This is a genomic window from Aeromicrobium sp. IC_218 (genome assembly GCF_004336805.1).
GTDB lineage: Bacteria > Actinomycetota > Actinomycetes > Propionibacteriales > Nocardioidaceae > Aeromicrobium.
The window spans coordinates 392,609-419,606 of sequence record NZ_SJXM01000001.1; the positions used below are offsets into that span (position 1 = coordinate 392,609).

At 73.5% G+C, this 26,998-nt stretch carries 24 protein-coding genes and 3 tRNA genes; 22 read left to right on the forward strand and 5 right to left on the reverse strand.

Annotated features, from left to right (window positions below; translation table 11 throughout):
* Window positions 1-112: 112 nt before the first annotated feature.
* Genes E0W78_RS01960 through E0W78_RS02015 form a run of 12 tightly spaced genes read left to right on the forward strand, consistent with a single transcriptional unit; the run spans window position 113 to window position 14,935 of the window.
* Window positions 113-1,441 carry an NADH-quinone oxidoreductase subunit D gene (locus E0W78_RS01960; protein WP_131402153.1) on the forward strand — a complete coding sequence of 443 codons (1,329 nt, stop codon included), beginning with the start codon at window positions 113-115 and terminating at the stop codon, window positions 1,439-1,441.
* A complete protein-coding gene (nuoE, locus tag E0W78_RS01965) occupies window positions 1,438-2,331 on the forward strand; it encodes an NADH-quinone oxidoreductase subunit NuoE (protein ID WP_131402154.1) in 894 nt (297 codons plus the stop codon). The genes E0W78_RS01960 and nuoE overlap by 4 nt, the downstream gene beginning before the upstream one ends.
* Window positions 2,324-3,643, forward strand: coding sequence for an NADH-quinone oxidoreductase subunit NuoF (gene nuoF / locus E0W78_RS01970; RefSeq protein ID WP_131402155.1), 1,320 nt, complete (start codon window positions 2,324-2,326; stop codon window positions 3,641-3,643). Before nuoE ends, nuoF begins: the two co-directional genes overlap by 8 nt.
* Window positions 3,640-6,033 (forward strand): NADH-quinone oxidoreductase subunit G, encoded by a 2,394-nt coding sequence (locus E0W78_RS01975; RefSeq protein ID WP_131402156.1) that lies wholly within the window; start codon window positions 3,640-3,642, stop codon window positions 6,031-6,033. Before nuoF ends, E0W78_RS01975 begins: the two co-directional genes overlap by 4 nt.
* Window positions 6,030-7,307, forward strand: coding sequence for an NADH-quinone oxidoreductase subunit NuoH (gene nuoH / locus E0W78_RS01980; protein WP_131402157.1), 1,278 nt, complete (start codon window positions 6,030-6,032; stop codon window positions 7,305-7,307). The genes E0W78_RS01975 and nuoH overlap by 4 nt, the downstream gene beginning before the upstream one ends.
* Window positions 7,300-7,848, forward strand: coding sequence for an NADH-quinone oxidoreductase subunit NuoI (gene nuoI, locus E0W78_RS01985; RefSeq protein WP_131402158.1), 549 nt, complete (start codon window positions 7,300-7,302; stop codon window positions 7,846-7,848). Before nuoH ends, nuoI begins: the two co-directional genes overlap by 8 nt.
* Window positions 7,845-8,603: an NADH-quinone oxidoreductase subunit J gene (locus E0W78_RS01990; protein ID WP_131402159.1), complete on the forward strand. Its 759-nt coding sequence runs from the start codon at window positions 7,845-7,847 to the stop codon at window positions 8,601-8,603. The genes nuoI and E0W78_RS01990 overlap by 4 nt, the downstream gene beginning before the upstream one ends.
* Window positions 8,600-8,893 carry an NADH-quinone oxidoreductase subunit NuoK gene (nuoK, locus tag E0W78_RS01995; protein WP_131402160.1) on the forward strand — a complete coding sequence of 98 codons (294 nt, stop codon included), beginning with the start codon at window positions 8,600-8,602 and terminating at the stop codon, window positions 8,891-8,893. The genes E0W78_RS01990 and nuoK overlap by 4 nt, the downstream gene beginning before the upstream one ends.
* A gap of 10 nt (window positions 8,894-8,903) precedes the next feature.
* On the forward strand, window positions 8,904-10,790 hold the full coding sequence (gene nuoL, locus E0W78_RS02000; RefSeq protein ID WP_131402161.1) for an NADH-quinone oxidoreductase subunit L: 1,887 nt from the start codon (window positions 8,904-8,906) through the stop codon (window positions 10,788-10,790).
* Window positions 10,790-12,322, forward strand: a complete 1,533-nt coding sequence (locus tag E0W78_RS02005) for an NADH-quinone oxidoreductase subunit M (RefSeq protein ID WP_347559414.1) — start codon at window positions 10,790-10,792, stop codon at window positions 12,320-12,322. The genes nuoL and E0W78_RS02005 overlap by 1 nt, the downstream gene beginning before the upstream one ends.
* A complete protein-coding gene (nuoN, locus tag E0W78_RS02010; RefSeq protein WP_131402163.1) occupies window positions 12,322-13,902 on the forward strand; it encodes an NADH-quinone oxidoreductase subunit NuoN in 1,581 nt (526 codons plus the stop codon). Before E0W78_RS02005 ends, nuoN begins: the two co-directional genes overlap by 1 nt.
* A gap of 40 nt (window positions 13,903-13,942) precedes the next feature.
* The gene (locus E0W78_RS02015) at window positions 13,943-14,935 is read left to right on the forward strand and encodes a polyprenyl synthetase family protein (RefSeq protein WP_131402164.1); all 993 of its coding nucleotides are present in this window, start codon (window positions 13,943-13,945) and stop codon (window positions 14,933-14,935) included.
* Between the two features lie 60 nt (window positions 14,936-14,995).
* Here E0W78_RS02015 and E0W78_RS02020 read toward each other — a convergent pair whose 3' ends face one another.
* From E0W78_RS02020 to rarD, 3 genes are all read right to left on the reverse strand, one after another.
* The gene (locus tag E0W78_RS02020) at window positions 14,996-16,903 is read right to left on the reverse strand and encodes a hypothetical protein (protein WP_131402165.1); all 1,908 of its coding nucleotides are present in this window, start codon (window positions 16,901-16,903) and stop codon (window positions 14,996-14,998) included.
* A gap of 93 nt (window positions 16,904-16,996) precedes the next feature.
* A complete protein-coding gene (locus tag E0W78_RS02025; RefSeq protein ID WP_131402166.1) occupies window positions 16,997-17,905 on the reverse strand; it encodes a hypothetical protein in 909 nt (302 codons plus the stop codon).
* 93 nt (window positions 17,906-17,998) lie between these two features.
* Entirely contained in the window at window positions 17,999-18,907 is a 909-nt protein-coding gene (gene rarD / locus E0W78_RS02030) for an EamA family transporter RarD (RefSeq protein ID WP_131402167.1), read from the reverse strand.
* Window positions 18,908-18,952: 45 nt separating this feature from the next.
* On the opposite strand from rarD, the gene E0W78_RS02035 reads away from it, so the two are divergent.
* On the forward strand, window positions 18,953-20,293 hold the full coding sequence (locus E0W78_RS02035; protein WP_131402168.1) for a proton-conducting transporter membrane subunit: 1,341 nt from the start codon (window positions 18,953-18,955) through the stop codon (window positions 20,291-20,293).
* Between the two features lie 12 nt (window positions 20,294-20,305).
* On the opposite strand, the gene E0W78_RS02040 is transcribed toward E0W78_RS02035, so the two are convergent.
* On the reverse strand, window positions 20,306-20,797 hold the full coding sequence (locus E0W78_RS02040) for a YajQ family cyclic di-GMP-binding protein (protein WP_131402169.1): 492 nt from the start codon (window positions 20,795-20,797) through the stop codon (window positions 20,306-20,308).
* 93 nt (window positions 20,798-20,890) lie between these two features.
* Between E0W78_RS02040 and E0W78_RS02045 the strand changes: the two genes are divergently transcribed.
* From E0W78_RS02045 to E0W78_RS02085, 9 genes are all read left to right on the forward strand, one after another.
* Window positions 20,891-20,972: transfer RNA gene (locus E0W78_RS02045), tRNA-Tyr, on the forward strand.
* A gap of 177 nt (window positions 20,973-21,149) precedes the next feature.
* Complete coding sequence (locus E0W78_RS02050; RefSeq protein WP_131402170.1) at window positions 21,150-22,100, forward strand: 2-hydroxyacid dehydrogenase; 951 nt, start codon at window positions 21,150-21,152, stop codon at window positions 22,098-22,100.
* A 116-nt stretch (window positions 22,101-22,216) separates the two neighbouring features.
* A complete protein-coding gene (locus E0W78_RS02055; protein WP_242686187.1) occupies window positions 22,217-23,353 on the forward strand; it encodes a zinc-dependent alcohol dehydrogenase in 1,137 nt (378 codons plus the stop codon).
* Between the two features lie 9 nt (window positions 23,354-23,362).
* Window positions 23,363-23,935 carry a hypothetical protein gene (locus tag E0W78_RS02060; protein WP_131402172.1) on the forward strand — a complete coding sequence of 191 codons (573 nt, stop codon included), beginning with the start codon at window positions 23,363-23,365 and terminating at the stop codon, window positions 23,933-23,935.
* A gap of 34 nt (window positions 23,936-23,969) precedes the next feature.
* Entirely contained in the window at window positions 23,970-24,995 is a 1,026-nt protein-coding gene (locus E0W78_RS02065) for a quinone-dependent dihydroorotate dehydrogenase (RefSeq protein WP_242686180.1), read from the forward strand.
* Window positions 24,996-25,079: 84 nt separating this feature from the next.
* Window positions 25,080-25,152, forward strand: a tRNA-Thr gene (locus E0W78_RS02070).
* Between the two features lie 28 nt (window positions 25,153-25,180).
* Window positions 25,181-25,254 (forward strand) — tRNA-Met (locus E0W78_RS02075).
* Between the two features lie 44 nt (window positions 25,255-25,298).
* Window positions 25,299-25,469, forward strand: coding sequence for a 50S ribosomal protein L33 (rpmG, locus tag E0W78_RS02080; RefSeq protein ID WP_019143692.1), 171 nt, complete (start codon window positions 25,299-25,301; stop codon window positions 25,467-25,469).
* A 71-nt stretch (window positions 25,470-25,540) separates the two neighbouring features.
* Window positions 25,541-26,578 carry a UDP-N-acetylmuramate dehydrogenase gene (locus E0W78_RS02085; protein WP_278249410.1) on the forward strand — a complete coding sequence of 346 codons (1,038 nt, stop codon included), beginning with the start codon at window positions 25,541-25,543 and terminating at the stop codon, window positions 26,576-26,578.
* A gap of 3 nt (window positions 26,579-26,581) precedes the next feature.
* Here E0W78_RS02085 and E0W78_RS16395 read toward each other — a convergent pair.
* A partial coding sequence (locus tag E0W78_RS16395) for a DUF4190 domain-containing protein (protein WP_165570370.1) occupies window positions 26,582-26,998 on the reverse strand: 417 nt, incomplete at its 5' end.

Sequence of the window (26,998 nt, forward strand, 5' to 3'; positions counted from 1 at the left end):
CGGACGCTGTCCTCGATGGCGCGCTGCGCAAGCTCCGCGCGCTGCTGGGCGGCGTGCCCGTCGAGTACAAGGAGGCAGTCGTGCCTCCTCCGGACGAGCGGAGGTCGTACTCGTGACCAGCGATCCGTACGCGAGCAGCACCGAGACCACCGAGGGCCCGGTCTTCACCGTCACCGGCCAGGACTGGGACACCATCGACGCCGCCGGCGTCGAGGGCGACCGGCTCGTGGTCAACATGGGCCCGCAGCACCCGAGCACCCACGGCGTGCTGCGGCTCATCCTGGAGATCGACGGCGAGACGGTCACCGACGCCCGCGCCGGCATCGGCTACCTGCACACCGGCATCGAGAAGAACATGGAGTACCGCACCTGGACCCAGGGCGTGACCTTCTGCACCCGGATGGACTACGTCGCCCCGTTCTCCAACGAGGCCGTCTACGTCCAGGCCGTCGAGCGCCTGCTCGGCATCGAGGACGACGTGCCCGAGAAGGCCAAGGTGCTCCGCGTCCTGCTGCTCGAGCTCAACCGCATCTCCAGCCACCTGGTCTGCATCGCCACCGGCGGCATGGAGCTCGGCGCGCTCACGGTCATGACCTGCGGCTTCCGCGACCGCGAGCTCATCCTGGACGTCTTCGAGATGATCACCGGGCTGCGCATGAACCACGCCTACCTCCGCCCCGGCGGCGTCGCGCAGGACGTGCCGCCCGGCACCCTGGACAAGGTCCGCGAGACCGTCGCGCTGCTCAAGAAGCGGCTGCCCGAGTACGCGGCGCTGTGCAACGCCAACCCGATCTTCAAGGCGCGGCTCGTCGACGTCGGCCACCTCGACCTCGCCGGCTGCCTGGCCCTCGGCATCACCGGGCCGGTGCTCCGCTCGACCGGCTACGCCTGGGACCTGCGCCGCACCCAGCCCTACTGGGACTACGAGACCTACGAGTTCGACGTCGCCACCTGGGAGCAGCCCGACGCGTACGGACGCTTCCGGGTGCGCCAGGACGAGATGTGGCAGTCGCTGCGCATCGTCGAGCAGTGCGTCGACCGCCTGGCCCGCATGGAGGGCGCCCCGGTCATGGTCGCCGACAAGAAGATCGCCTGGCCGGCGAAGCTCAGCGTGGGTGGTGACGGCCAGGGCAACAGCCCCGAGCACATCGCGCACATCATGGGCGAGTCGATGGAGGCGCTGATCCACCACTTCAAGCTGGTCACCGAGGGCTTCCGGGTGCCGGCCGGCCAGGTCTACACCGCGATCGAGGCGCCCCGCGGCGAGATCGGCTGCCACCTGGTCTCCGACGGCGGCACGCGCCCGTACCGGGCCCACTTCCGCGACCCGTCCTTCGTCAACCTGCAGGGCACGTCGGTGATGAGCGAGGGCGGCATGCTCAGCGACGTCATCGTCGCCGTCGCGTCCATCGACCCCGTGATGGGAGGCGTCGACCGATGACCACCTCGCACCTGCCCGGCGACCCCGGACGTCCGCTGGCCGAGCCGGTCGACGCGCCGCCGACGGACGCCCCGCCGCTGCCGGAGACGACGCTCGCCGAGCTGCGCGAGCTGGCCGGTCGCTACCCGCAGCCGCGCAGCGCGCTGCTGCCGATGCTCCACCTCGTCCAGTCCGTGCAGGGCTGCGTCACCAGCGAGGGCATCGGGGCGTGCGCCGACCTGCTCGGGCTGAGCGCGGCCGAGGTCAGCGGCGTCGCGACGTTCTACACGATGTACAAGCGCCGGCCGATGGGCACGCACCACGTCGGCGTCTGCACCAACACGCTGTGCGCCGTCATGGGCGGTGACGAGATCTTCCAGCGGCTGTGCGCCCACCTGGACGTCGGCAACGACGAGACCAGCGCCGACGGCGCCATCTCGCTGGAGCACATCGAGTGCAACGCCGCGTGCGACTACGCACCGGTGATGACGGTCAACTGGGAGCTGTTCGACGGCCAGACGCCCGACTCGGCGATCGAGGTGGTCGACCGCCTGCGTCGCGGCGAGCCCGTGCAGGCCACCCGCGGGGCCACCATCACGAGCTGGCGCGAGGCCGAGCGGGTCCTGGCCGGGTTCGAGGACGGGCTGGTCGACGAGGGGCCCGCCGCCGGCGAGGCGACGCTGGCCGGGCTGCGCATCGCCGCCGAGCGCGGCTGGCAGGCCCCGCCGTTCCCCGACGCGGACCGCACCCCGACGGCTGAGCCTGTCGAAGCCCCTTCGACAGGCTCAGGGACCGGGACCGAGACGGACCCGCGGGGGGCCGCCGCGCAGGCCGACACCGCGCGGGCGCAGAGCGAGACCGAGGTCGCCGAGTCCCCGGCGGACGTGGAGGGCGGTGGTTCCGATGACTGACGTGCTGACGCCGGTGCTGACGGCGGGCTGGGGCGACGACCGGGCCTGGACGCTGGAGGCCTACGAGCGCCGGGGCGGCTACCAGGCGCTGCGTGCCGGCCTGGCGATGAGCCCGGCCGACCTGACCGCCCTGGTCAAGGACGCCGGGCTGCGCGGTCGGGGCGGCGCCGGGTTCCCGACCGGCATGAAGTGGTCGTTCATCCCGCAGGACAACCCGAAGCCCAAGTACCTCGTGGTCAACGCCGACGAGTCCGAGCCGGGCACCTGCAAGGACATCCCGCTCATGATGGCCTCGCCGCACACCCTGGTCGAGGGCGTCGTGCTCGCCGCCCACGCCATCCGGGCCGAGCGCGCGTTCATCTACGTGCGCGGCGAGGTGCTGCACGTCGTCCGCCGGCTGCGGGCCGCGGTGCGCGAGGCGTACGAGGCCGGCTACCTGGGGACGGACGTCCTGGGCACGGGGGTGAACGTCGACCTCGTGGTCCACGCCGGCGCCGGCGCCTACATCTGCGGCGAGGAGACCGCGCTGCTCGACTCGCTCGAGGGACGCCGCGGCCAGCCCCGGCTGCGTCCGCCGTTCCCCGCCGTCGAGGGCCTGTACGCCAGCCCGACGGTCATCAACAACGTCGAGTCCATCGCGTCCGTCCCGGCCATCGTCCGCGGCGGCGTCGAGTGGTTCGGGTCCATGGGCACCGAGAAGTCCAAGGGCTTCACCCTCTACTCGCTGTCGGGCCACGTGCGCCGGCCCGGCCAGTACGAGGCGCCGCTCGGGGTCACGCTGCGCCAGCTGCTCGAGCTCGGCGGTGGCATGCGCGAGGGCGCGGAGCTGAAGTTCTGGACGCCGGGCGGCTCGTCCACCCCGCTGCTCACCGCCGAGCACCTGGACGTCCCGCTCGACTACGAGGGCGTGTCGGCCGTCGGCTCGATGCTCGGCACCAAGGCCCTGCAGGTGTTCGACCAGACGACGTCGGTGGTGCGCTGCGTGCTGCGCTGGACGGAGTTCTACAAGCACGAGTCGTGCGGCAAGTGCACGCCGTGCCGCGAGGGCACGTGGTGGCTGGTCCAGGCGCTGCAGCGGCTCGACGCGGGACAGGGCCGCCCGGGCGACGTCGAGCTGCTGCTCGACCTGTGCGACAACATCCTCGGCCGCTCGTTCTGCGCCCTCGGCGACGGTGCCACCTCGCCCATCACGTCGGCGATCAAGCACTTCCGTGACGAGTTCGACGCCGGCATGCACACGCCGAGCCGCGAGCTGTTCCCGCCGGAGCGCTCGACCGCCTGGGCCCGTCCGCTGGAGGGGAGCCCCGCATGACCCTGACGCCCGAGCGCAGCAGCACCGGCGCCGAGCCGGTCGAGCTGGTCACCCTGACGATCGACGACGTCGAGGTCAGCGTGCCGAAGGGGACGCTGGTCATCCGCGCCGCCGAGCTGGTCGGCATCGAGATCCCGCGCTTCTGCGACCACCCGCTGCTCGAGCCCGTGGGTGCGTGCCGCCAGTGCCTGGTCGAGGTGCCCGACGCGGGCAACGGCCGCGGGCTGCCCAAGCCGCAGGCGTCCTGCACGATCGAGGTCGCGCCGGGCATGGTCGTGCGCACCCAGCTGACGTCCGCCGTGGCCGACAAGGCCCAGCGCGGCACGATGGAGCTGCTGCTGGTCAACCACCCGCTCGACTGCCCGGTCTGCGACAAGGGCGGCGAGTGCCCGCTGCAGAACCAGGCGATGAGCCACGGCCAGGGCGAGACCCGGTTCACCGAGACCAAGCGCACGTACCCCAAGCCGCTGCCGGTCTCGGCCCAGGTGCTGCTCGACCGCGAGCGCTGCGTGCTGTGCGCGCGGTGCACCCGCTTCTCCGAGGAGATCGCCGGCGACCCGTTCATCGCGCTCGTCGAGCGGGGGGCCTGGCAGCAGGTCGGCACGGCGCCGGACGTCCCGTTCCACTCCTACTTCTCGGGCAACACCATCCAGATCTGCCCGGTCGGCGCGCTCACCAGCGCCGACTACCGCTTCCGCGCCCGTCCCTTCGACCTGGTGTCGACGCCGACGGTGTCCGAGCACGACGCGTGCGGGGCAGCCGTCCGGGTCGACCACCGCCGCGGCACGGTCATGCGCCGCCTGGCCGGCGACGACCCCGAGGTCAACGAGGAGTGGATCAGCGACAAGGACCGCTTCGCGTTCCGCTGGAGCCAGCAGGCCGACCGGCTGCGCACGCCGCTGGTGCGCGACGAGTCCGGCGAGCTCGTGCCCATGTCGTGGCCCGGTGCGCTGGCCGTCGCCGCCCGGGGCCTGGCCGCCGCCCGTGACGCCGCCGGGGTGGGGGTGCTGCCGGGCGGACGCCTGACCGCCGAGGACGCCTACGCGTACGCCAAGCTGGCCCGCACCGCGCTGGGCGCCCACGACGTCGACTTCCGCACCCGCGCCGCGCTCGCCGGTGGCGAGGAGGAGCAGTTCCTCGCGTCGCGGGTCGCCGCGACCGGCCCGTCGGTCACGTACGCCTCGCTGGAGCGGGCGCGCACCGTGGTGCTCGCCGGGCTCGAGCCCGAGGACGAGGCCGCCACGCTCTTCCTGCGGCTGCGCAAGGCGTCGCGCCGCGGCCTGCGGGTCGTCGCCGTCGCCTCGCACACCACCCGCGGCCTGGCCAAGCTCGGCGCCGAGCTCGTCCGCACCCGGCCCGGCGACGAGGCGGCCGCCCTCGCGGCGCTCGAGCTCGGACCCGACGACGTCCTGCTGGTCGGCGAGCGGCTGGCCGACGCACCGGGCGCCCTGGCCGCGGCCGCCGCGCTGATCGCCGGCTCCGGGGCCCGCCTCGCCTGGGTGCCGCGTCGGGCCGGCGACCGGGGGGCGGTCGAGGCCGGATGCCTGCCCGGCCTGCTGCCGGGCGCCCGTCCGGTCTCCGACCCGGCCGCCCGCGCCGACCTCGCCGCGGCCTGGGGCGTGCCATCCCTGCCCACCGCGCCCGGCCGGGACACCGCCGCGATGCTGGCCGCCGCCGCGGACGGCTCGCTCGCCGGTCTGCTCGTCGGCGGTGTCGACCTCGACGACCTGCCCGACCCGGCCGTGGCCCGGGCCGCGCTCGAGCGGGCGTTCGTCGTGAGCCTCGAGGTCCGGTCCTCCGCGGTCACCGAGCTCGCCGACGTGGTGCTCCCCGTCGCCCCGCCGGTCGAGAAGTCCGGCACGTTCGTCACCTGGGAGGGACGCCTGCGCCCGTTCCCGCGCGTGCTGGACGTGGCCGGGTCGCTCCCCGACGTCCGGGTGCTGGCCGGCATCGCCGAGGAGCTGGGCACGCCGCTCGGCTTCCGCACCCCCGAGGGCGCCATGGCCGAGATGACCGAGCTGGGGCCCTGGGACGGTGAGCGGGCCGCGCCGCCGACCGTCGGCACCTCGCGCGCGTCCGACGCGCCGCTCGTGCTCGACACCTGGCGCCAGCTGATCGACTCCGGACGCCTGCAGGACGGTGCCGAGACCTACCGGGCCACCGCGCGACCGCCGGCCGTGCGGGCCAGCCTGGCCACCCTGGCCGCGGCCGGCCTCACCGCCGGCGCGCCCGCCACCGTCGTCACCGCCGCGGGGGAGCGGGTCACCTATCCGGCCGAGGCGGCCGACCTGCCCGACGGCGTCGTGTGGGTGCCCGCCACCGCGGACGTCCACCTGCACGCCGTCCGCGGCGAGGCCGTCGAGCTCGTCCGTGGGGAGGTGGCCCGATGAACGACCCGGTGTGGGTGGTCGTGCTCAAGGCCGTGCTGATCTTCGTGATCCTGGTGCTCTACACGCTGTTCAACATCTGGTTCGAGCGCCGCGTCGTGGCCCGCATGCAGCACCGCGTCGGCCCCAACGTCAACGGGCCGTTCGGCCTGCTGCAGAGCCTGGCCGACGGCGTGAAGCTGGCGCTCAAGGAGGACCTGGTCGTCAAGGCGGCCGACAAGCTGGTCTACGTCCTCGCGCCGATCCTGGCCACCATCCCGGCGTTCCTGGCCTGGGCGGTCATCCCGTTCGGGCCCGAGGTGCGCATCCCGTTCACCGACACCTACACCGCGCTGCAGCTGACCGACCTGCCCGTCGGCGTGCTGTACGTCCTGGCCGTGACGTCGATCGGCGTCTACGGCATCGTGCTGGCCGGCTGGTCGTCCGGCTCGACGTACGCGCTGCTGGGCGGCCTGCGGTCCAGCGCCCAGGTGATCTCGTACGAGGTCGCGATGGGCCTGAGCTTCGTCACCGTCTTCCTGTACGCCGGCTCGATGTCCACCTCGGAGATCGTCGCCGCCCAGGAGGATCTCTGGTACTTCCTGCCGCTGGTGCCCTCGTTCCTCATCTACGTCGTGGCCATGGTCGGCGAGACCAACCGCGCGCCGTTCGACCTGCCCGAGGCCGAGGGCGAGCTCGTCGGCGGCTTCCACACCGAGTACTCGTCGCTGAAGTTCGCGCTGTTCTTCCTGGCCGAGTACGTCAACATGGTCACCGTCTCGGCGATCGCCACCACGCTGTTCCTCGGCGGCTGGCGCGCCCCGTTCGGCCTGGCCCAGGTCTGGGAGGGCGCCAACGACGGCTACTGGCCCGTGCTGTGGTTCCTGGGCAAGACGCTGGGCTTCATCTTCCTGTTCATCTGGCTGCGCGGCACCCTGCCGCGGCTGCGCTACGACCAGTTCATGACCTTCGGCTGGAAGGTGCTCATCCCGGCCGCGCTCGCCTGGACCGTCGCGGTGATCGTGCTGCGCAAGGCCCAGCAGGAGGGTCAGCTCGACCGCACCGCGCTGCTCGTGGCCGCCGGCGTCGCCGCCGTCGTCCTGCTGGCGACGCTGCTGCTGCCCGGACGCCGCGGCGACGAGCCGGCCGAGTCCGAGCCGGCCGACGAGCCCGACTTCGACGCCTACGCCGGCGGCTACCCCGTGCCGCCGCCGCAGGCCCCGCACGTCCCGACCCGGCCGTGGACCCAGACCGCGATCGCCCACCACGCGCGCGACAAGGAGGACTCCGATGCCTGACGACGCGAGCAGGACGCTCAAGGAGACGCTGTGGGACCCGGTCGCCGGGTTCGGCGTCACCTTCCGGACGATGTTCCGGAAGACCGTCACCGAGCAGTACCCCTACGAGAAGCTCCCGACGGCGCCGCGCTTCCACGGCCGCCACCAGCTGAACCGCTGGCCCGACGGGCTCGAGAAGTGCGTCGGCTGCGAGCTGTGCGCCTGGGCCTGCCCGGCCGACGCGATCTACGTCGAGGGGGCGGCGAACACCGCGGACGAGCGGTTCAGCCCCGGTGAGCGCTACGGCCGCGTCTACCAGATCAACTACCTGCGCTGCATCCTCTGCGGGCTGTGCATCGAGGCCTGCCCGACCCGGGCGCTGACGATGACCAACGAGTACGAGCTGGCCGACGACGACCGCGGCGCGCTGATCTACACCAAGTCCGACCTGCTCGCGCCGCTGCTGCCCGGCATGACCGAGCCGCCGCACGACATGCTGCTGTCCGACGACCACCACGACTACTACACGGGAGCCGTCACGACGCCGGCGGAGGACGCATGACCGCGTTCTGGGTGCTGGCGCCGTTCATGGTGCTGGCCGCGCTCGGTCTCGTGCTCGCCCGCAAGGCGGTGCACGCCGCGCTGTGCCTGGCGGTCGTGATGATCTCGCTGGCCGTGCTCTACGCCGCCCAGGGCGCCCCGTTCCTGTTCGCCGTCCAGATCGTCGTCTACACCGGCGCGATCATGATGCTGTTCCTCTTCGTGCTCATGCTGGTTGGCGTCGAGTCGGCCGAGAGCCTCGCCGAGTCCATCCCGGGCCAGCGCATCGGCGCGGTCGTCGTCGCGCTCGTCTTCGGGGCCCTCGGCGTCGTGGGGGTCGCGCAGTCGGTCACCGGCGCGGTGGTCGGCGTCGACGCCGCGAACGAGGGCGGCAACGTCGAGGGGCTCGCCGCGCTCATGTTCGGTCCGTACGTGCTGGCCTTCGAGGCCACCGCGGCGCTGCTCATCACCGCGGTGCTCGGCGCCATGGTGCTCGCGCACCGCGAGCGGCTCGGCCGGCGTCTGACCCAGCGCGAGGTCGCCGAGGGACGCCTGCAGGACTACGCCCACCACGGCACCCACCCCGGCCAGCTGCCCACGCCGGGCGTGTTCGCCCGGCACAACGCGGTCGACACCCCGGCGCTGCTGCCCGACGGCTCGGTCGTCGAGACGTCCGTGCCCGCGCCGCTGCGGGCCCGCGACCAGGTGCGTCCGGGCGACCGGTCCGAGGTCGACGCCGTCGCCCGCGAGCTCGAGCCCGGGGAGGACCCGCGATGACCGAGTACCTGGGGCTGTCGATGCTGCTGTTCACGATCGGTGCCGCCGGCGTGCTCGTGCGGCGCAACGCGATCGTCGTGTTCATGTGCGTCGAGCTCATGCTCAACGCCGCGAACCTCGCGCTCGTCTCCTTCTCGCGGCGCCACGGCGAGCTGGACGGCCAGCTGGCCGCCTTCTTCGTCATGGTCGTCGCCGCCGCCGAGGTCGTCGTCGGCCTGGCCATCATCGTGTCCATCTACCGCACGCGGCGCTCGACCTCGGTCGACGACGCGAGCCTGCTGAAGGCGTGAGGTGCCGGTCGTGAACGACGTCCTCGACACCGCGTGGGTGCTGGTCGCCCTGCCGCTGGCCGGTGCGCTGCTGCTGCTCACCTGGGGCAAGGAGAGCGACCGGTTCGGGCACTGGATCGGCACCGCCGCGTCCGCCGCCTCGTTCGTGTGGGGCGCCGTCCTGTTCGTCGCCCTGGCCGGCCGCGACGCCGACGACCGCTCGGTCACCACGACGCTGTTCACCTGGTTCGACGTCGGACGCGTCAGGGTCGACATGGCGCTCACCTACGACCAGCTGTCGGCGCTGTTCGTGCTGCTCATCACCGGCGTCGGCACGCTCATCCACGTGTACTCGATCGGGTACATGGCCGACGACCCGCGGCGCCGCCGCTTCTTCGCCTTCCTCAACCTGTTCGTGGCCGCGATGCTCACGCTCGTCCTGGCCGCCGACTACCTCGTGCTGTTCCTGGGCTGGGAGGGCGTCGGTCTGGCGTCCTACCTGCTCATCGGGTTCTGGCAGCACAAGCCGTCCGCCGCGGCGGCCGCGCAGAAGGCGTTCGTCATGAACCGCGTGGGCGACCTGGGCATGGTGATCGCCATCGCGCTCATGCTGGCCCACCTCGGCACCACCGACATCGCTCGCGTGGCCACCGGCGTCCCGGCCCTGTCGGACGGCGTCGTCACCGGGCTCGGCCTGCTGCTCCTGCTCGGCGCGTGCGGCAAGTCCGCCCAGGTGCCGCTGCAGGCCTGGCTGCTGGACGCCATGGAGGGCCCCACCCCGGTGTCGGCGCTCATCCACGCCGCGACCATGGTGACCGCCGGCGTCTACCTCATCGTCCGGTCGGCCGCGATCTACGACGCGAGCGAGGCCGCGCGCCTGGCGGTCGTCGCGGTCGGCCTGGTCACGCTGCTGGCCGGCGCCGCGATCGGCTGCGCGAAGGACGACATCAAGAAGGCGCTCGCCGGCTCGACGATGAGCCAGATCGGGTACATGACGCTCGCCGCGGGCCTGGGCCCGGCCGGGTACGCGTTCGCGATCTTCCACCTCGTCACCCACGGCTTCTTCAAGGCGAACATGTTCCTGGGCGCCGGCTCGGTCATGCACGGCACCGGCGACGACGTCGACATGCGGCACTACGGGGCGCTGCGCACCGCCATGCCGGTCACGTTCTTCACGTTCGCGGCCGGCTACCTGGCGATCATCGGCTTCCCGGGCCTGTCCGGCTTCTGGAGCAAGGACAAGATCATCGAGACCGCGTTCGGCTTCAACGTCTGGGTCGGGCTCGGCACGCTGCTCGGCGCCGGGGTGACGGCGTTCTACATGACCCGGCTCATGGCCATGACGTTCCTGGGCCGCAAGCGGTGGCGCGAGGGCGTCCACCCGCACGAGTCGCCCGCCGTCATGACCGTGCCGCTGGTCGTCCTGGCCGCGCTGTCGGTGCTCGGCGGCGTGATGCTGCTCGGCCACTGGATCACCGACTGGCTGGCGCCGGTCGTCGGCGAGGCCCACCACGAGGAGCTGCCCGTGCCCGCGATCGTCCTGACCTTGTCCGTGCTGGTGGTGGTCGCCGCCGGCGTCGCCCTGGCCTGGGCCACCTACGGACGCCGCGAGGTCGCCGCCGACGCGCCGACGGACCGCGAGGTCGGCTGGTGGACGCGGGCGGCCCGGCACGAGCTGTACGGCAACGCGGTCAACGACGCGCTCGTCGTGCGGCCGACCGGGCAGCTCGTGCGCGGCGTCACCGCCTTCGACAAGCACGTCGTCGCCGGGGCGGTCAGCGGCCTGGCCGGGCTGTTCCGCGACGCGTCGCAGGGCCTGGGCCGGCTGCAGACCGGCTTCGTCCGCTCCTACGCGCTCGTCCTGTTCGGCGGCGCCGCCGCGCTGGCCGCGGCCCTGCTGGCGGTGACGATCGCATGATGCTCACCGCGCTCGCCCTGCTGCCGATCGTCGGCGGCCTCGTCCTGGCCCTCGCCCCGCGGGGCGACTGGGGCCGCTGGTTCGCCGTCGCCGTCACCGGCGCGACGCTCGGGCTGTCGCTGGCCGTGCTCGCGCGGTACGACGTCGAGGCCGGCGGCATGCAGCTCACCGAGCAGCGCACCTGGATCGAGCCGATGGGCGTCCACTACGCGCTCGGCGTCGACGGCCTGGGGCTCACGCTCGTCCTGCTCACCACGGTGCTGACGCCGTTCGTCGTCCTCGCCGCGCTGCGCGACCGGCTGCCCGCCTCCGAGGGTGCCAGCAACGGCTACCTGGCCTGGATGCTCGTGCTCGAGGGCCTGGCCATCGGGGTCTTCTGCGCCACGGACGTGTTCCTGTTCTACGTGCTGTTCGAGGCGACGCTGGTACCGATCTACTTCCTCATCGGCAGCTACGGCACCGCCGGGCGGGGCCGGGCGGCGATCGGCTTCCTGGTCTACAACCTGGTCGGCGGCCTGGTCATGCTGGCCGCGGTGGTCGGGCTGTACGTGCTCTCGGCCGACGCCGGCGAGCCGTCGTACCTGCTCACCGACCTGCAGGGCCTGGAGATGGGCGTCTGGACCGAGCGGATGCTGTTCCTCGGCTTCTTCCTGGCCTTCGCGATCAAGGCGCCGCTGTGGCCCCTGCACACCTGGCTGCCGGACGCGGCCGGCGCGGCGACGCCGGCCACGTCGGTGCTGATGGTCAGCGTCATCGACAAGATCGGCACGTTCGGCATGATCCGCTTCTGCCTCGGGCTGTTCCCGGGCGCGTCGGAGTGGGCCAGCCCGGTCGTCATGACGCTCGCGGTGATCAGCATCCTGTACGGCGCGCTGCTCGCGATCGGGGCGGACGACCTGCGCCGGCTCGTCGCGCTGACGTCGGTGTCGCACTTCGGCTTCATCGTGCTGGGCGTCTTCGCGCTCACCACGACGTCCATGGCCGGGTCCGTGCTCTACATGCTCAACCACGGCCTCTCGACCGCCGTGCTGTTCCTGGTGACCGGCGTGATGATCGCCCAGCGCGGCTCGGCCGACGTCGCGGCGTTCGGCGGCGTCCAGCGGATCGCGCCGATCATGTCCGGGATGCTGCTGGTCGGCGGCCTGTCCAGCCTGTCGCTGCCGGGCATGGCGCCGTTCGTCTCCGAGCTGCTGGTCATCGTCGGCACGTTCAGCCGCGAGCCGGTGATCGGGGCCATCGCCGCGCTCGGCATCGTCCTGGCGGCGGTCTACGTGCTGCGGCTGTACCGGCGGACGATGACCGGGCCGCTGTCGCCGGACGTCGGCGGCATGCGCGACCTCGGCACCCGGGAGGTCGCCGCGCTGAGCCCGTTCGTCGTGCTGATCCTCGCGCTGGGCTTCTACCCGCAGCCGCTGCTGGACGTCATCGAGCCGGCCGTCGACGAGGTGTCGCACGTGGTCGGCGTCGGCGACCCGGAGCCGCGCACCCCGGCGCCGGTCGCGCAGTCCGAGCCGCAGGAGGAGGGGCACTGATGAACGAGATCCCCGCACCGGTCCTGGAGTGGGACCTGATCGCGCCGCTCATGGTGCTGGGCGCCGTCGCCGTGGTCGGCGTGCTGCTCGAGGCGTTCGTGCCGCGCGGTCCGCGGTTCGTGGTCCAGGCGTCCGTCGCCATCGGCGGCGTCGTGGCCGCGCTCGGCACCACGATCTGGACCGCCACCCGCACCGACGTCCTGGACGGCGACGTGCTCGCCCGGGGACAGGTCGCCGCCGAGGGGGCGCTGTCGGTCGACGGGCCGTCCCTGTTCACCTGGGGCCTGCTGCTCGTCCTGGCGCTGCTGTCGATGCTGCTGTTCGCCGAGCGCCGGCTCGGCGGCGGGCTCAGCGCGTTCACCGGCCGGGCCGCGGACGCGCCGGGCTCGTCCGGCGAGGCCGAGGCGACCCGGCACCGGCTCGAGCACACCGAGGTGTTCCCGCTCGCGCTGTTCGCGCTGCTCGGCATGATGCTGTTCGCCGCCAGCACCGACCTGCTCATGATGTTCGTGGCGCTGGAGGTGCTGAGCCTGCCGCTGTACGTGCTGTGCGGCCTGGCCCGCCGGCGCCGGCTGCTGAGCCAGGAGGCGGCGCTCAAGTACTTCCTGCTCGGCGCGTTCTCGTCGGCCTTCTTCCTCTACGGCGTCGCGCTCGTCTACGGCTACGCGGGCGGCTTCGGCCTGGCCGAGGTCGCGGACGCCGTCGCGTCGCGCACCCAGGAGCGCCCGCTCCTGCTCGCCGGTGTCGCGCTGCTCGCGGTCGGGCTGCTGTTCAAGGTCGGCGCCGTCCCGTTCCACAGCTGGACCCCGGACGTCTACCAGGGCGCGCCGACCCCGGTCACCGCCTTCATGGCGGCCGGCACCAAGGCGGCCGCGGTGGTCGCCCTGGCGCGGGTGCTGCTGGTCGCGTTCGGCGGCGCCGAGTGGGACTGGCAGCCGGCGTTCTGGGCCGTCGCCGCGCTCACCATGCTGGTCGGCGCCGTCGGCTCGATCGCGCAGGGCGACGTCAAGCGGATGCTGGCCTACTCCTCGATCGCGCACGCCGGGTTCATCCTGGTCGGCGTCGTGGGGGCCACCGGCGGCGACGGCATCACGTCGGTGTCGTCCGCGCTGTTCTACCTGACCGCGTACGGCGTGGCCACGATCGGCGCGTTCGCGGTCGTGATGCTGGTGCGCGACGCGAGCGGCGAGTCCACCGACCTCGACACCTGGACGGGTCTGGGCCGGCGCGCGCCGTGGCTGGCCGGGGCGTTCGCGCTGTTCATGCTGTCGTTCGCCGGCATCCCGCTGACGGCCGGGTTCATCGGCAAGTGGGGCGTCTTCAGCGCGGCCTGGGCCGGCGGGCTGTGGCCGCTGGTCGTGCTCGGCGTGCTGGTCTCGGCGGTCGCCGCGTTCTTCTACGTGCGGGTCGTGCTGACGATGTTCTTCGACGAGCCGCGCCCGGACGGGCCGCTGCTTGCCGTGCCCGGCGCCATGACTACCGTAGTGGTCACCGTCGCCGCCGTGGCGACGGTGGCGCTCGGCGTGATGCCGGGTCCGGTGCTCGATCTGGCGCAGCAGGCAGGCGCGTTCGTCCGCTGACCCGCGTGCCCGGCCCGGACCTAGGAGTGTGTGCGGCCCCATGACCACGACCCTCGGTGTGTCCTTCACCGACGACGTGCTGGAGGCGCGCGTCCAGGCGGGCGTCGACCGGGTGGAGACGCGGCTCCAGGCGGCCGTGACCCGCGACGAGCGGTTCGTCGCCGAGATCGCCTCGCACCTGCTCAACGCCGGAGGCAAGCGCTTCCGCCCGCTGCTGACCCTGCTGGCCGCCGAGTTCGGCGACCCGGCCCGCGACGAGGTCGTCGAGGCCGCCACGGTGGTCGAGCTGACCCACCTGGCCACGCTGTACCACGACGACGTCATGGACGAGGCCCCCAAGCGGCGCGGTGCGCAGAGCGCCAACGCCCGCTGGGACAACTCCCTGGCCATCCTGGCCGGCGACTACCTGTTCGCCCTGGCCTCCGACATCGTGGCCGACCTCGGCCCCGAGGCCGTCCACATCCAGGCGCGCACGTTCTCGCGCCTGGTGCGCGGCCAGATCCACGAGACGCTCGGCCCGGCCGAGGGCGCCGACCCGCTGCGCCACTACCTGGACGTCGTGGCCGACAAGACCGGTTCGCTCATCGCGGCGTCCGCGCTCATGGGCGCCCGCGAGTCGGGCGCGTCCGACGAGGTGCAGGCCGCCCTCGGCGAGTACGGCGAGCGCATCGGCCTGGCCTTCCAGCTCGCCGACGACGTGCTGGACGTGGCCGCCGACTCCGAGACGTCCGGCAAGACCCCCGGCACCGACCTGCGCGAGGGCGTCCTGACGCTGCCCACGCTCATCGCGATCGGATCCACCGATCCCGCGGACGCCCGGCTGCGCGAGCTGCTCGCGACGCCGCTGGTCGACGACGCCGAGCACGCCGAGGCGCTGGCCCTGCTGCGCGCCCACCCGGCGCTCGACGAGGCACGAGCCCACGTCCAGGCCGAGGCCGACGCGGCCCGTGCCCTGCTCGACAAGCTGCCCGACGTGCCCGCCCGTGAGGCGCTGCGGGCGCTGTGCGACGTCGTCGCCAACCGCCTGGCCTGAGCACGACGACGGCCGTGGCCGGGCCCGAGAGCCCGGCCACGACCGGCCGGTGGTGACGACTCAGCAGTCGTCGTCCTCCGCGGGCACCTGCGTGGTGCCCGTGCTCGTGAGGCCGTCGGTCACGCCGTCCACCACGTCGGTGACGGTGTCGACCGTGTCGGACACGGTCTCGGTGACCGTCTCGACGACCTCGTCCACGACCTCGGTCGTGCTGCCCACGACGTCGCCGACGGTGTCGGTCACGTCGTCGGTCGCGCCGGCGTCGCCGCCCGCGCAGCCGCAGTCCGGTCCCTCGGCCGGCGGGGTGCCGTCGGTGTCAGGACCCTCCGTGCCCGGGTCGGCCGGCGCGGGCGCCGGGGCCGGCTGCACCGGCTCCGGACGCGTGCCGGGGTCCGTGCTCGGGACCTGCGGCACCGTCGGCGTGGTCGGCTGGCCGCCCCCGAGCAGGCCCTCGACCACGTCCTCCAGGCCACCGGTCACGGTGCCCACGACGGCGCCGAGCAGGCCACCGACGAGGTCCGGCAGGCCGGAGCCGCCGTCGCCGCCCAGGCCCGGCAGCGTGCCGCCCGGGCTGGTGCCCGGGGCCTCGGTGCCGGGAACAGGCAGGGTGTCGGTGTCGCCGGTGCTGGGCTGACCACCGGTCGAGCCGTCGTCCGTCGACGGCTGGCCACCGCCCGGGGCCGTCGGCGCGGTGGGCGTCGCCGGCTGGGTGGGCGTCGTCGGGACGACCGGGGTGGTCGGGGCGACCGGCGTCGTCGGCGTGCCGCCGTCACCCGGCGCCGGGGCGTCAGGACCGGTCGAGGTCGACGTCTCGGTGCGGCCCAGGCCCAGGTCGATGCCGCCGAGCGAGATCGGCAGCTCGACCGTCAGCAGGCCGTCGAGGTCGACGACGGGGTGGGTGGTGAGCTCGCCGACGTCGAGGCCGAGGCCGGCCTCGGAGTGCTCGGTGGTGGTGCCACCGGTGTGGCCGGGGGTGCCCGTGGTGGTGCTGGACTCACGGGTGCCGAGGCCGAGCTCGATGCCGTCGAGGTCGAGCGGGACGTCGATCAGCGGGTTGCTGTCGGTGTCGTGGGTGGTGTCGGCGAGGTCGACGACGGGGTGGGTGGTGAGCTCGCCGACGTCGAGGCCGAGGCCGGACTCGGAGTGCTCGGTGGTGGTGCCGCCGGTGTGGCCGGGGGCGCCCGTGGTGGTGCTGGAGTCACGGGTGCCGAGGCCGAGCTCGATGCCGTCGAGGTCGAGCGGGACGTCGATCAGCGGGTTGCTGTCGGTGTCGTGGGTGGTGTCGTCGAGGTCGACGACGGGGTGGGTGGTGAGCTCGCCGACGTCGAGGCCGAGGCCGGACTCGGAGTGCTCGGCGGTGGTGCCACCGGTGTGGCCGGGGGTGCCCGTGGTGGTGCTGGACTCCTGGCGGCCCAGACCGGCGGCCACCTTCTCGACGTCGACCGGAGCCGCCACCTCGAGGCCTCGGTCACCGCCCAGGGTGGCCGCGGGGTCGGCGGCGACCTCGCGCACGTCCACGCCGAGCCCGGACGCGGACTCGCGGGTCGTGGTCGAGCCCGAGTGCGAGCGGCTCCGCTCCTCGGTGGACCCGAGGCCGGCGGTCACCTTCTCGACGTCGACAGGGGCCTTGACGGTGGCGCCGCGCTCGCCGTGGTGCGAGCCGCCGGAGCCGCCGAGCGTGGCGACCGGGTCGAGGGTGGTGCGTCCGACCTCGACCTCGAGGCCGGAACGCTCGGACGAGCGGGAGTCACCGCTGCCGGAGCAGCCGCAGCCGGTGCGGCCCGTGGACCGCTCGTGGCTCTCGCGGCCGAGCCCGACGTCGATCGTGCCGATCGAGACCGGTGCCGAGAGGGACGTGCGGTGGGACGGCTGGGAGCCGTCGTCGGCGTGGGCCGTCGCGGCGCCGGCGAGCATGAGCCCGCCTGCGACTGCGGCCACACCGAGGGATCGCTTGATCCAGGTGTGCATGGGAGAAGACCTTTCGTCTCACGAAGTGGTGGGTGCGAGGGACGCGCGGAGCGTCCGGGGGCGTCGCCGCGGCAGGGCCGGGCGACGGCGCACTCATCCAGGTGAGACGTCGGGGCGCAGGTGGTGCTGGGAGTCGTGGTCGGCGTCCCGCGGCAGCGCGGCGAGCGCGATCGGCTCGGGCCGGGCGAGGACGACGAGGTCGGCGAAGGTCGCCGCGATCGGCCCGGCCGCGGGGGCCGAGCCGAACGGAGCGCCGGGCGCCGAGGTGCCCGACGGGGTCGGCGTGACGAGCGTCAGGCCGGGCTCGATGGTCTGGAGGGGGCGGGGACCGGCGGCGGTGTCGCCGACCTCGCCGGACGGATCGACGTCGGCCGGGAGACCGCCCAGGCGGGCGGCGGCCGGATCGAGGTGACGGTCGCCGACCCGGCCCGAGGCGTCCGCGGCGAGGGTGCTGGTCGGCGCCTCGTCAGCGGCCGGGGCGGAGACGTCGAGGGCGGCCGGGCTCGGCGGGACGGCGACGCGGTCGGCCGGCCGCGGCTGCGGCGCGACGACGTCGTCGGTGGTCTCGGTGACCGGCTCGAGAGCCGGCTCCAGCGGCTTCGTCACGGGCGCGAGCGTGCGGCCCAGGCTCGAGCTGACCGGGGCGACGACAGCGCGGTCGAGCGGCGCGACCGGCTCGGCGACCTTCTCCACGACCGGGCGGACGACGGGCTCGGCGACCTTGCGCACGACCTCGGCGACGGGCTCGACGACCGGGGCGACCGCCTTCTCGACCGGCTTCAGCACCGGGTCGGTGGCGGGGCGCAGGCCACGGGTGACCGAACCGGTCAGCGGCTCGGCGAGGTCGTCGACCAGCTGGGTCACGGGGCGGTCGCGGTGGTCGCCCCGCGGCTCGTCGGCGTGGGCGCCGGAGGCGGAGGTCAGGGCGAGCACGACCCAGGCGGCGCACGCGAGGACGGCCCAGGCGAGTGCCCGGACGGTGCTGCGCGCGATGACGGTCATGGCCTGCTCCTGTGACGAGTGACACGGTGCCTCTCGAAGGTACGTCCGCTTTTTCGACCGTGCACGGCGAAGCGTCCGCGTCCGCGGGGGCGGCTAGCAGGCGACGTTCTCGGCGGCCTCGCGAAGCACCCGGCGCCGGGCGCGCAGGGCGTCCGCGGTGAACAGCACGAGGGCCAGCCAGACCAGCACGAAGCCGGCCCACCGGGCGGGGCTCATCTCCTCGCCGAACACGAGCAGGCCGAACACGAACTGCAGGATCGGTCCGAGGTACTGGAGCAGTCCCAGGCTGGTGAGGCTCAGTCGCGTCGCGGCGCCGCCGAACAGCAGCAGCGGCACGGCCGTGACGACGCCGGTGCCGGCCAGCAGCAGGGCGTTCGCCGTGCCCTCGTGGCCGAACACGAGCGAGCCGGTCAGCTGCAGGAACACCAGGTAGCCCACCGCGACGGGCGTCAGGAGTGCGGTCTCGACGGCCAGCGACTCGATCGCGCCGAGCTGGGCGCGCTTCTTGAGGAAGCCGTAGATCGCGAACGACGCCGCGACGGCCAGGGCCACGTAGGGCAGGCGGCCGTAGTCGACGGTGAGCACCACGACGGCCACGGCGCCGACGCCCACGGCGACCCACTGCACCGGACGCAGCCGCTCGCCGAGGACGAGGACGGCAAGCAGCACGGTCACCAGCGGGTTGATGAAGTAGCCCAGCGACGTCTCGATGACGTGGCCGTTGGTGACGCCCCAGATGAACGCGCCCCAGTTGATCGCGATGACGACGGACGCCAGGGCCAGGAAGAGCAGCCGCACCGGGTCGCGCCACAGGACGCGGAAGGCATCCCAGCGACGGGTGACGGTGAGCAGGATCGCCACGAACCCCAGCGACCAGACGACCCGGTGGCTCAGCGCCTCCAGGGCGCCGGCCGGCTCGAGCAGCGGCCAGTAGAGGGGGAACAGCCCCCAGCACAGGTAGGCCCCGACGCCGAGCGCCAGGCCGGAGCGAGACTCGTCCACGTGCGCAGGGTATGCCCGCCCCGGCGCGCCCTAGACTGCTGGCCCGTGACCTTCTTCAGCTGGGACGTCCTCGGCCCGTCCGCCGTCCTCCTCGGAGGTCTGGTGGTGGGCGTGCTGGTCGACCGGCTGGTGCCGCGCCGCACGTGGCTCGGCTCGGGCCTGCCGGCGACGGCGGCCGTCGTGGTCGCCCTCGTCATGGTCGTGGCCCAGGACCGTCCGGGCCTGCTGAGCCTGGTCGGTGCGCTCGGCGTCCTGCTGGTCGCCAACGTCGTCAACTACGAGGAGTCGATGCCGCCGGCGCTGTTCCACGCCGGGGTGCTGGTCGCCGCGGCCGGTGGGGTCGTGGCCGAGCGCGCCGCGGACGTCGGGGGAGCCACCGCCGCGCTGGCCGTCTCCGCCGCGGCCGTCGTCGGGGTCTCGGCCGTGCGCGTCGGCGACCACGAGGCCCGCGAGGACGCCCAGCGGGCGCTGCTCGTCGTGGGCGCAGCCGCCGCCGTCTCGTTCGCGGCGTCGCTGGTCGTCGAGTCCGGGCTCGGGGCGGTCGTGCTGAGCCGTGGCGTGCTGGGGGAGATGGGCTGGTTCTCGTACGCGCCGCTGGGCGGCTCGTCCAGCGGTTCCCACGTCGCGGTGGCGGTGGTCGCGGTGCTGCCGCTCGTCGTCGCGGGCGGCCTGCCCGGGCGCTTCCCCGTCGTGGTCTTCCCGCGGGCGTCCGTGGTCGTGGCCCTGCTCGCCACCGTCCCGGCCGTGAGCGGCGCGCTCCTGGTCAGCCAGCTGCTGGCGTTCCTGGTCGCGGTCGGCGGCCAGGCCAACCTGCTCCCCGCCGAGCTGCTGTTCACCCTGTGCCTGCTCGGCGCCGCGGTCGGCGTGCTGCGTGCGTCCGACCTGCTCGGCCTCGTGCGCTGGACGACGCTCGGCACGGCCACGGTGGCCATGGCCGGCTACCGCGGCGACGAGGCCGGCCTGTGGCTGCTCGTGCAGGTGCTCGCCGTGCTGGGCGTCGTGGGGATGCTCGCCGTCGCGGCCCGGCGCCGCGGCAGCGTCGAGCCGGACCGGCTCCGCGGACTCGTGCGCACCGAGCCGGTCATGGGCGTGGCGGTCGTCGTCGCGCTGCTGGCCCGGGCGGGCCTGCCCCCGTCGTGGACCGCCTCGGCGTCCGCCTGGGCGCTGCTCGAGGACGCCTGGGACGCCCGCTGGTTCCTGGGTGCGGCCGTGGCCGTCTACCTGCTCGCCGGCGCCGTCGCCGTGCTGCGGGCGGTGCTCGGGCTGGTCGCCCGGCCCACCGAGGCCGTGCAGCTGAGCCCGTCGCCGCCGGTCTCCATCCGGATCGCGACGACGACGGTCGTGCTGGCCGCGCTCGTGCTCCTGCTGCTGCCGCTCAGCTACTGAGCGGCGTCCCGCTCAGCGGTAGTTGGTGAACTGCAGGGCGAAGTCCAGGTCCTTGCCCTTGAGCAGCGCGATGACCTCCTGCAGGTCGTCGCGCTTCTTGCCGGTGACGCGCAGCTCGTCGCCCTGCACCTGCGCCTTGACGCCCTTGGGGCCCTCGTCGCGGATGATCTTGGAGACCTGCTTGGCCTGCTCCTGGCTGAGCCCGGACTGGAACGTGCCGGTGAGCCGGACCTCCTTGCCCGACTGCTTCGGCTCCTCGCTCTCGAGCGCCTTGAGCGAGATGCCGCGCTTGATCAGCTTCTCCTTGAACACGTCCAGCACGGCGAGCGCGCGCTCGTCGGCGTTGGCCTTGATGAGGATGCCGAGCTCGCCGCTCCACTCGATCGAGGCGCCGGTGTTCTTGAAGTCGTAGCGCTGCGAGATCTCCTTCGCGGCCTGCTGGAGGGCGTTGTCGGCCTCCTGGCGGTCGATCTTGCTGACGATGTCGAACGAGGCGTCGGCCATGGGAGATGCTCCTGCGCTGCTTCGGGTGGTCTGGTTTCTCCCACCCTAGGGGGCTGCTGTAAGGTTCCATGTCGTTGCCCCGGCAACACGTGCGGCAGGTTGCCCGAGTGGCCAAAGGGATCTGACTGTAAATCAGACGGCTTCGCCTTCAGAGGTTCGAATCCTCTACCTGCCACGCCGCACGACGAAGGGCCCCGACCTCCTGGTCGGGGCCCTTCGCAGCTCCGCGGCCGGTGTCGGCGCGGCATGGCGTCATGCCACCTGCGAACCACGTCCCCGCTGTCCCGTGCGGGAGCGCCCACCGGCGTCCGCGGCCCGCTAGCGTGCGAGTGCCGCCCCTCGAAGGAGTCCCATGACCGCCGCCCGCGTCGTCCAGCTCGGCCCGCTTCCCACCGACCTCGCGGACGCGCTGGCCGAGCGCTTCGGTGCGGTGACCGTGCCCCCGCCGGGCGCCGACGGCCGGCTCGCCGCGCTCGCCGCGCTCGGTGACGAGGTCACCGTCGGCGTCACCACCGCCCGGCACGGGGTCGACGGCCCGTCGCTGGACGCGGTGCCGTCGCTCGGCGCGGTCGTCAGCTTCGGCGTCGGCGTCGACGCGATCGACCTGGACGTGGTCGCCCGCCGCGGCATCGGGGTCGCGACGACCCCGGGCATGCTCACCGACGCCGTCGCCGACACCGCGGTGGCCCTGGTGCTGGACGCGGTGCGCGGCGTCTCGGCCGCCGACCGCTTCGTCCGCGACGGGCGCTGGGCCGCCGGCGCGACGTTCGGCCTGACCGGCCAGTTCACCGGCCGCACGGTCGGCATCGTCGGCATGGGCCGCATCGGCACCGCCGTCGCCGAGCGGCTCGAGGGCTTCCACTGCGAGATCGGGTACCACAACCGGCGGCCGGTGGCCGACTGCCCGTACGCCTACCACGCCTCCGTCGCCGAGCTCGCGGACGCGGTCGAGGTGCTGGTCGTGACCGCGCCGGGCGGTGGCGAGCCCCTGGTGGACGCCGACGTGCTCGACCGGCTCGGCCCCGAGGGCGTCCTGGTCAACGTCGGCCGCGGCAGCGTCGTGGACGAGGCCGCCCTGGTCGAGGCGCTCGAGAGCGGACGCCTGGGGGCCGCCGGCCTGGACGTCTTCGCCGACGAGCCCCGCGTCCCGTCACGCCTGCTGGCGCTCGACAACGTCGTGCTCACCCCGCACATCGGCTCGGCCACCGTCGAGACGCGCACCCAGATGACGAAGCTCGTGCTCGACAACGTGGCCGCGTTCCTGGAGACCGGCCGGCTCGTCACCCCGCTCGACGGCGCGTGAGCGAGGCGCTGCTCGTCCTCGCCGGCGTGGGGGCGGGCCTGGCTGTGTGACGTACGGGCGTCGCCGGGTACCTCCTCGTCACACCCACGACGAGACGGAGGCGCACCGTGAGAGCGATGGTCTACCGCGGGCCGTACAAGGTCCGCGTCGAGAGCAAGCCCGACCCGGTGATCGAGCATCCCGGGGACGCGATCGTGCGGGTGGTCCGCGCGGCGATCTGCGGGTCCGACCTGCACCTGTACCACGGGATGATGCCCGACACCCGCGTCGGCATGACGTTCGGCCACGAGTTCATCGGCGTGGTCGAGGAGGTCGGCCCGGACGTGCAGAACGTCAAGGTCGGCGACCGGGTCATGGTGCCGTTCAACATCTATTGCGGCTCCTGCTGGTTCTGCGCCCGCGGGCTGTACTCCAACTGCCACAACGTCAACCCCAACGCCACGGCGGTCGGCGGCATCTACGGCTACTCGCACACGTGCGGCGGCTACGACGGCGGGCAGGCCGAGCGCGTGCGCGTCCCGTTCGCCGACGTCGGTCCCTCGGTCATCCCCGACGACCTCCACGACGAGGACGCCCTGCTGATGACCGACGCCCTGTCGACCGGCTACTTCGGCGCCCAGCTGGCCGACATCGTCGAGGGCGACACGGTGGTCGTGCTCGGCGCCGGGCCGGTCGGCCTGTTCGCCGCGCGGTCGGCGTGGCTCATGGGTGCCGCCCGGGTCATCGTCGTCGACCACCTCGACTACCGGCTGGAGAAGGCGCGCACGTTCGCGCACGCCGAGACGATCAACTTCGGCCAGGTCGACGACGTGGTCGTGGAGATGAAGAAGCAGACCGACTACCTCGGCGCCGACCGGGTCATCGACGCCGTGGGCGCCGAGGCCGACGGCAACTTCACCCAGCACGTCACCGCCGCGAAGCTCAAGCTCCAGGGCGGCTCGCCGGTCGCGCTCAACTGGGCGATCGACGGCGTCCGCAAGGGCGGCACGATCTCGGTCATGGGCGCCTACGGCCCGCTGTTCAGCGCCGTGAAGTTCGGCGACGCCATGAACAAGGGGCTCACCCTGCGCATGAACCAGGCCCCGGTGAAGCGTCAGTGGCCGCGCCTGCTGGAGCACATCCGCAACGGCTACTTCAGCCCGCGCGACATCATCACGCACCGCGTGCCGCTCGAGCACGTCGCGGAGGCCTACCACCTGTTCTCGGCCAAGCTCGACGACTGCGTCAAGCCGGTCATCGTCCCGGACGCCTGAGGAGGACCCATGCCGTACACCGCCAACACGCCCAGCGCGGCCTTCGACGCCGACGAGCTCCGCCGGCGCATCCCGGGCTGGGGCGCCGACCGTGACCCGGCCGACCGCCCGGCCGTCCCGCGCGAGCGCTACGCGCCCGAGGTCACCGGCGCGCACTGGGAGCTGCCGCCGCAGCAGCCGGAGCTCCGTCCGCGCGAGCGCTCGATCGAGCACGCCCGGCTCACGCCGGCCTTCGGCACCAGCGCCCCGCTCAAGGGGGCGTCCGGTGCGATCCGCCGCCTGGCGTACGCGCGCTACAGCGAGGGCCGGGCCGCCCACTGGCTGCTGCTCATGGGGGCCGACCGGGTCGACGTCGTGGAGAACCACGTCGCGTCCTGGTTCAGCAAGAACCCCGACAACCCCGTGATGGGCACCGGCCTGTCGACCGAGAAGACGTACGGAGCCTCGTCGCGACGCCGCCCCGGTCGGGTCGACGTGAAGCACCAGTGGCTCGACCCGGTCGTGGTCGCCGGGCCGTGGCTGCTCGGCGGCTGGGCGGCGCTCAGGGGCGTCCGGCGGGTGGTCCGCGGCGCGCGGCGCTGAAGGCCCGGCGGCGTGGGGCCGCTAGCCTGGCCGGGTGGTCTACGACGTCCTGTTCGACAAGGTCCTGACCCGCATGGACCCCGAGGACGCGCACCACCGCGCGTTCGAGGCCATCCGGCTCGCCGCCCCCGCCACCCGGCTCGCCCTCCCGGCGCCGCGCGACCCGCGCACCGTCATGGGCGTGGAGTTCCCGAACGCGTTCGGGCTCGCCGCCGGGTTCGACAAGAACGCCAAGGCCGTGCCCGGCCTGCTCGCGCTCGGCTTCGGCCACGTCGAGGTCGGCACCGTCACGGCGCGTCCGCAGCCGGGCAACCTGCGCCCGCGCCTGCACCGGCTCGTACCGGACCGCGCCATCGTCAACCGCATGGGCTTCAACAACGAGGGCGCCGCCGTCGTGGCCGGACGCCTGCACCGGCTGCGCCGCACCGAGGTCGGCGAGCAGGCCGTTATCGGCGTCAACATCGGCAAGACCAAGGTCGTGCCCGCCGACCAGGCCGTCGCCGACTACGTCGAGAGCACCCGGCTGCTCGCGCCGTACGCGTCCTACCTCGTCGTCAACGTCTCGAGCCCGAACACCCCGGGCCTGCGCGACCTGCAGGCGGTCGAGACGCTGCGTCCGCTGCTGACCTCGGTGCGCGACACCGCGGACCGGATGACCCGCGCGCACGTCCCGCTGCTGGTCAAGATCGCCCCCGACCTGGCCGACGACGACGTGGACGCCGTTGCCGCGCTCGCGCTCGAGGTGGGGCTGGACGGCATCATCGCGACCAACACCACGATCGAGCGTCCGGCGACCCTGCGCACCGACCGGACGACGGTCGACCGGGCCGGGGCGGGCGGACTGTCCGGCCCCGTGCTCGCCGGACGGGCGACCGAGGTGCTCGCCCGGCTGCGCGGCCACGTGGGCGAGCGGCTCGCCCTCGTGGGCGTGGGCGGCGTCACCACCCCGCAGGACGTCCGCGACCGGCTGGCCGCCGGCGCCGACCTCGTGCAGGGCTACACGGGCTTCGCGTACGAGGGGCCGCTGTGGCCCCGTCGGCTCGCCGCGGCGACGCTGTAGAGCCCGTCGTTCCAGCGTTTTCGGGTCCGCCCGGACCCCGATTTCGCGAACGCCGGGAGCACCCTGTAGAGTCTCCGTCGGTTCGCCCCTTTAGCTCAGTCGGCAGAGCGTTTCCATGGTAAGGAAAAGGTCTACGGTTCGATTCCGTAAAGGGGCTCTGGGACGCGGTAGTGATCGCGACCCGTGGCGGGGTAGCTCAGGTGGTTAGAGCACACGGCTCATAATCGTGGTGTCGCGGGTTCGAGTCCCGCCCCCGCTACCGACAACGTACGTACGTCTTCGACAGAAACAAGAGGCACCACCGTGGCGAGCAAGAGCAGCGACGTCCGCCCCAAGGTCACCCTGGCCTGCACCGAGTGCAAGGAGCGGAACTACATCACGAAGAAGAACCGCCGCAACGACCCCGATCGCCTCGAGATGAAGAAGTACTGCCCGCGCGACAAGCGCCACACGCTTCACCGCGAGACCCGCTGAACGTCTCGGCGTCCGGCACGACCCCCGATCCGCTCCGGCGGGACGGGGGTCGTGCTGCGTCCGGGGCCGGGTTGGCTAGCCTCGACGCCATGCGCCTGGCCGACCTGACCACCCTGCGTCTCGGCGGTCCCGCCCGCCGGGTCGTCGACGCCACGACCGAGGCCGAGCTGGTCGAGGCCGTCCGCTCCGCCGACGACGCCGGCGAGCCGGTGCTGGTGGTCGGCGGCGGCAGCAACCTGGTGGTCGCCGACGAGGGCTTCGACGGCACCGTCGTGCGGGTCCTGACCCGCGGCGTCGCGGTCGACGCCGACGCGTGCAGCGGCGCCAGCATCCACGTCCAGGCCGGCGAGCCGTGGGACGAGCTCGTGGCCCGCACCGTCGCCGAGGGCTGGGTCGGGGTCGAGGCGCTCTCGGGCATCCCGGGCTCCACCGGCGCGACACCGATCCAGAACGTCGGCGCCTACGGCCAGGAGGTCTCCCAGACCGTCTCCGCCGTGCGGGTCTACGACCGCCGGGAGCAGGCCGTGCGGACGTTCTTTGCCGACCGGCTCGACTTCTCCTACCGGCACAGCCGGTTCAAGGCCGAGCCCGGCCGTCACGTCGTGCTCACGGTGTCGTTCCAGCTGCGCCTGGGCGACCTGGGGGCGCCGGTGGCGTACGCCGAGCTGGCGCGCACCCTCGGCGTGCAGGTGGGGGAGCGCGCCCCGCTGGCCGACGTCCGCGAGGCCGTCCTGGGCCTGCGCCGGGGCAAGGGCATGGTGCTCGACCCCGCCGACCACGACACCTGGAGCGCGGGCTCGTTCTTCACCAACCCGGTGCTGACGCCCGAGCAGGCCGACCGGCTGCCCGCGGACGCGCCGCGGTTCGCGCAGCCCGACGGGTCGGTCAAGACGAGCGCGGCCTGGCTCATCGACCACGCCGGCTTCGCGAAGGGCCACGGCACCGGCGCGGTCTCGCTGTCGACCAAGCACCCGCTCGCCCTGACGAACCGGGGCGGGGCCACGACGGCCGAGCTGCTCGACCTGGCGCGCGAGGTGCGCGACGGGGTCGAGCGCGCCTACGGCGTCCGGCTGGTCAACGAGCCGGTGCTCGTCGGCGCCGAGCTGTAGCGCTCAGACCGAGTCCCAGCCGCCCTCGTCGTAGCCGGTGCCCGGGTCGTCGAAGCCGCCGCTGAACCCGATCACGAGGACCAGGGCGAGCAGCAGGACGGCGAGCACGACCAGCACGGTCGCGACGATGCCCATGACCATGCCCGCCGTGGCCTCGGAGCGGTTCGTCCACCGTCCGGGGTAGCGGTCGATCTCGTTGCGGGCCCGCGCGCCGGTGACCCAGGCGAAGGGCCCGACCAGCAGCGGCAGGCCGCACAGGACGCCGCCGGCCAGGGCGACCAGGCCGAGCACGAGCGCGGTCGTCGCGCTGCCGAGCTTGTTCTCGACCGGCGGCGGCGCGCCCCAGCCCGGCTGCGCCGGCTGCTGCCACCCCGGCGGCGGGGACGGCTGCTGCCATCCCGGCTGCGGCCAGCCCTGGGG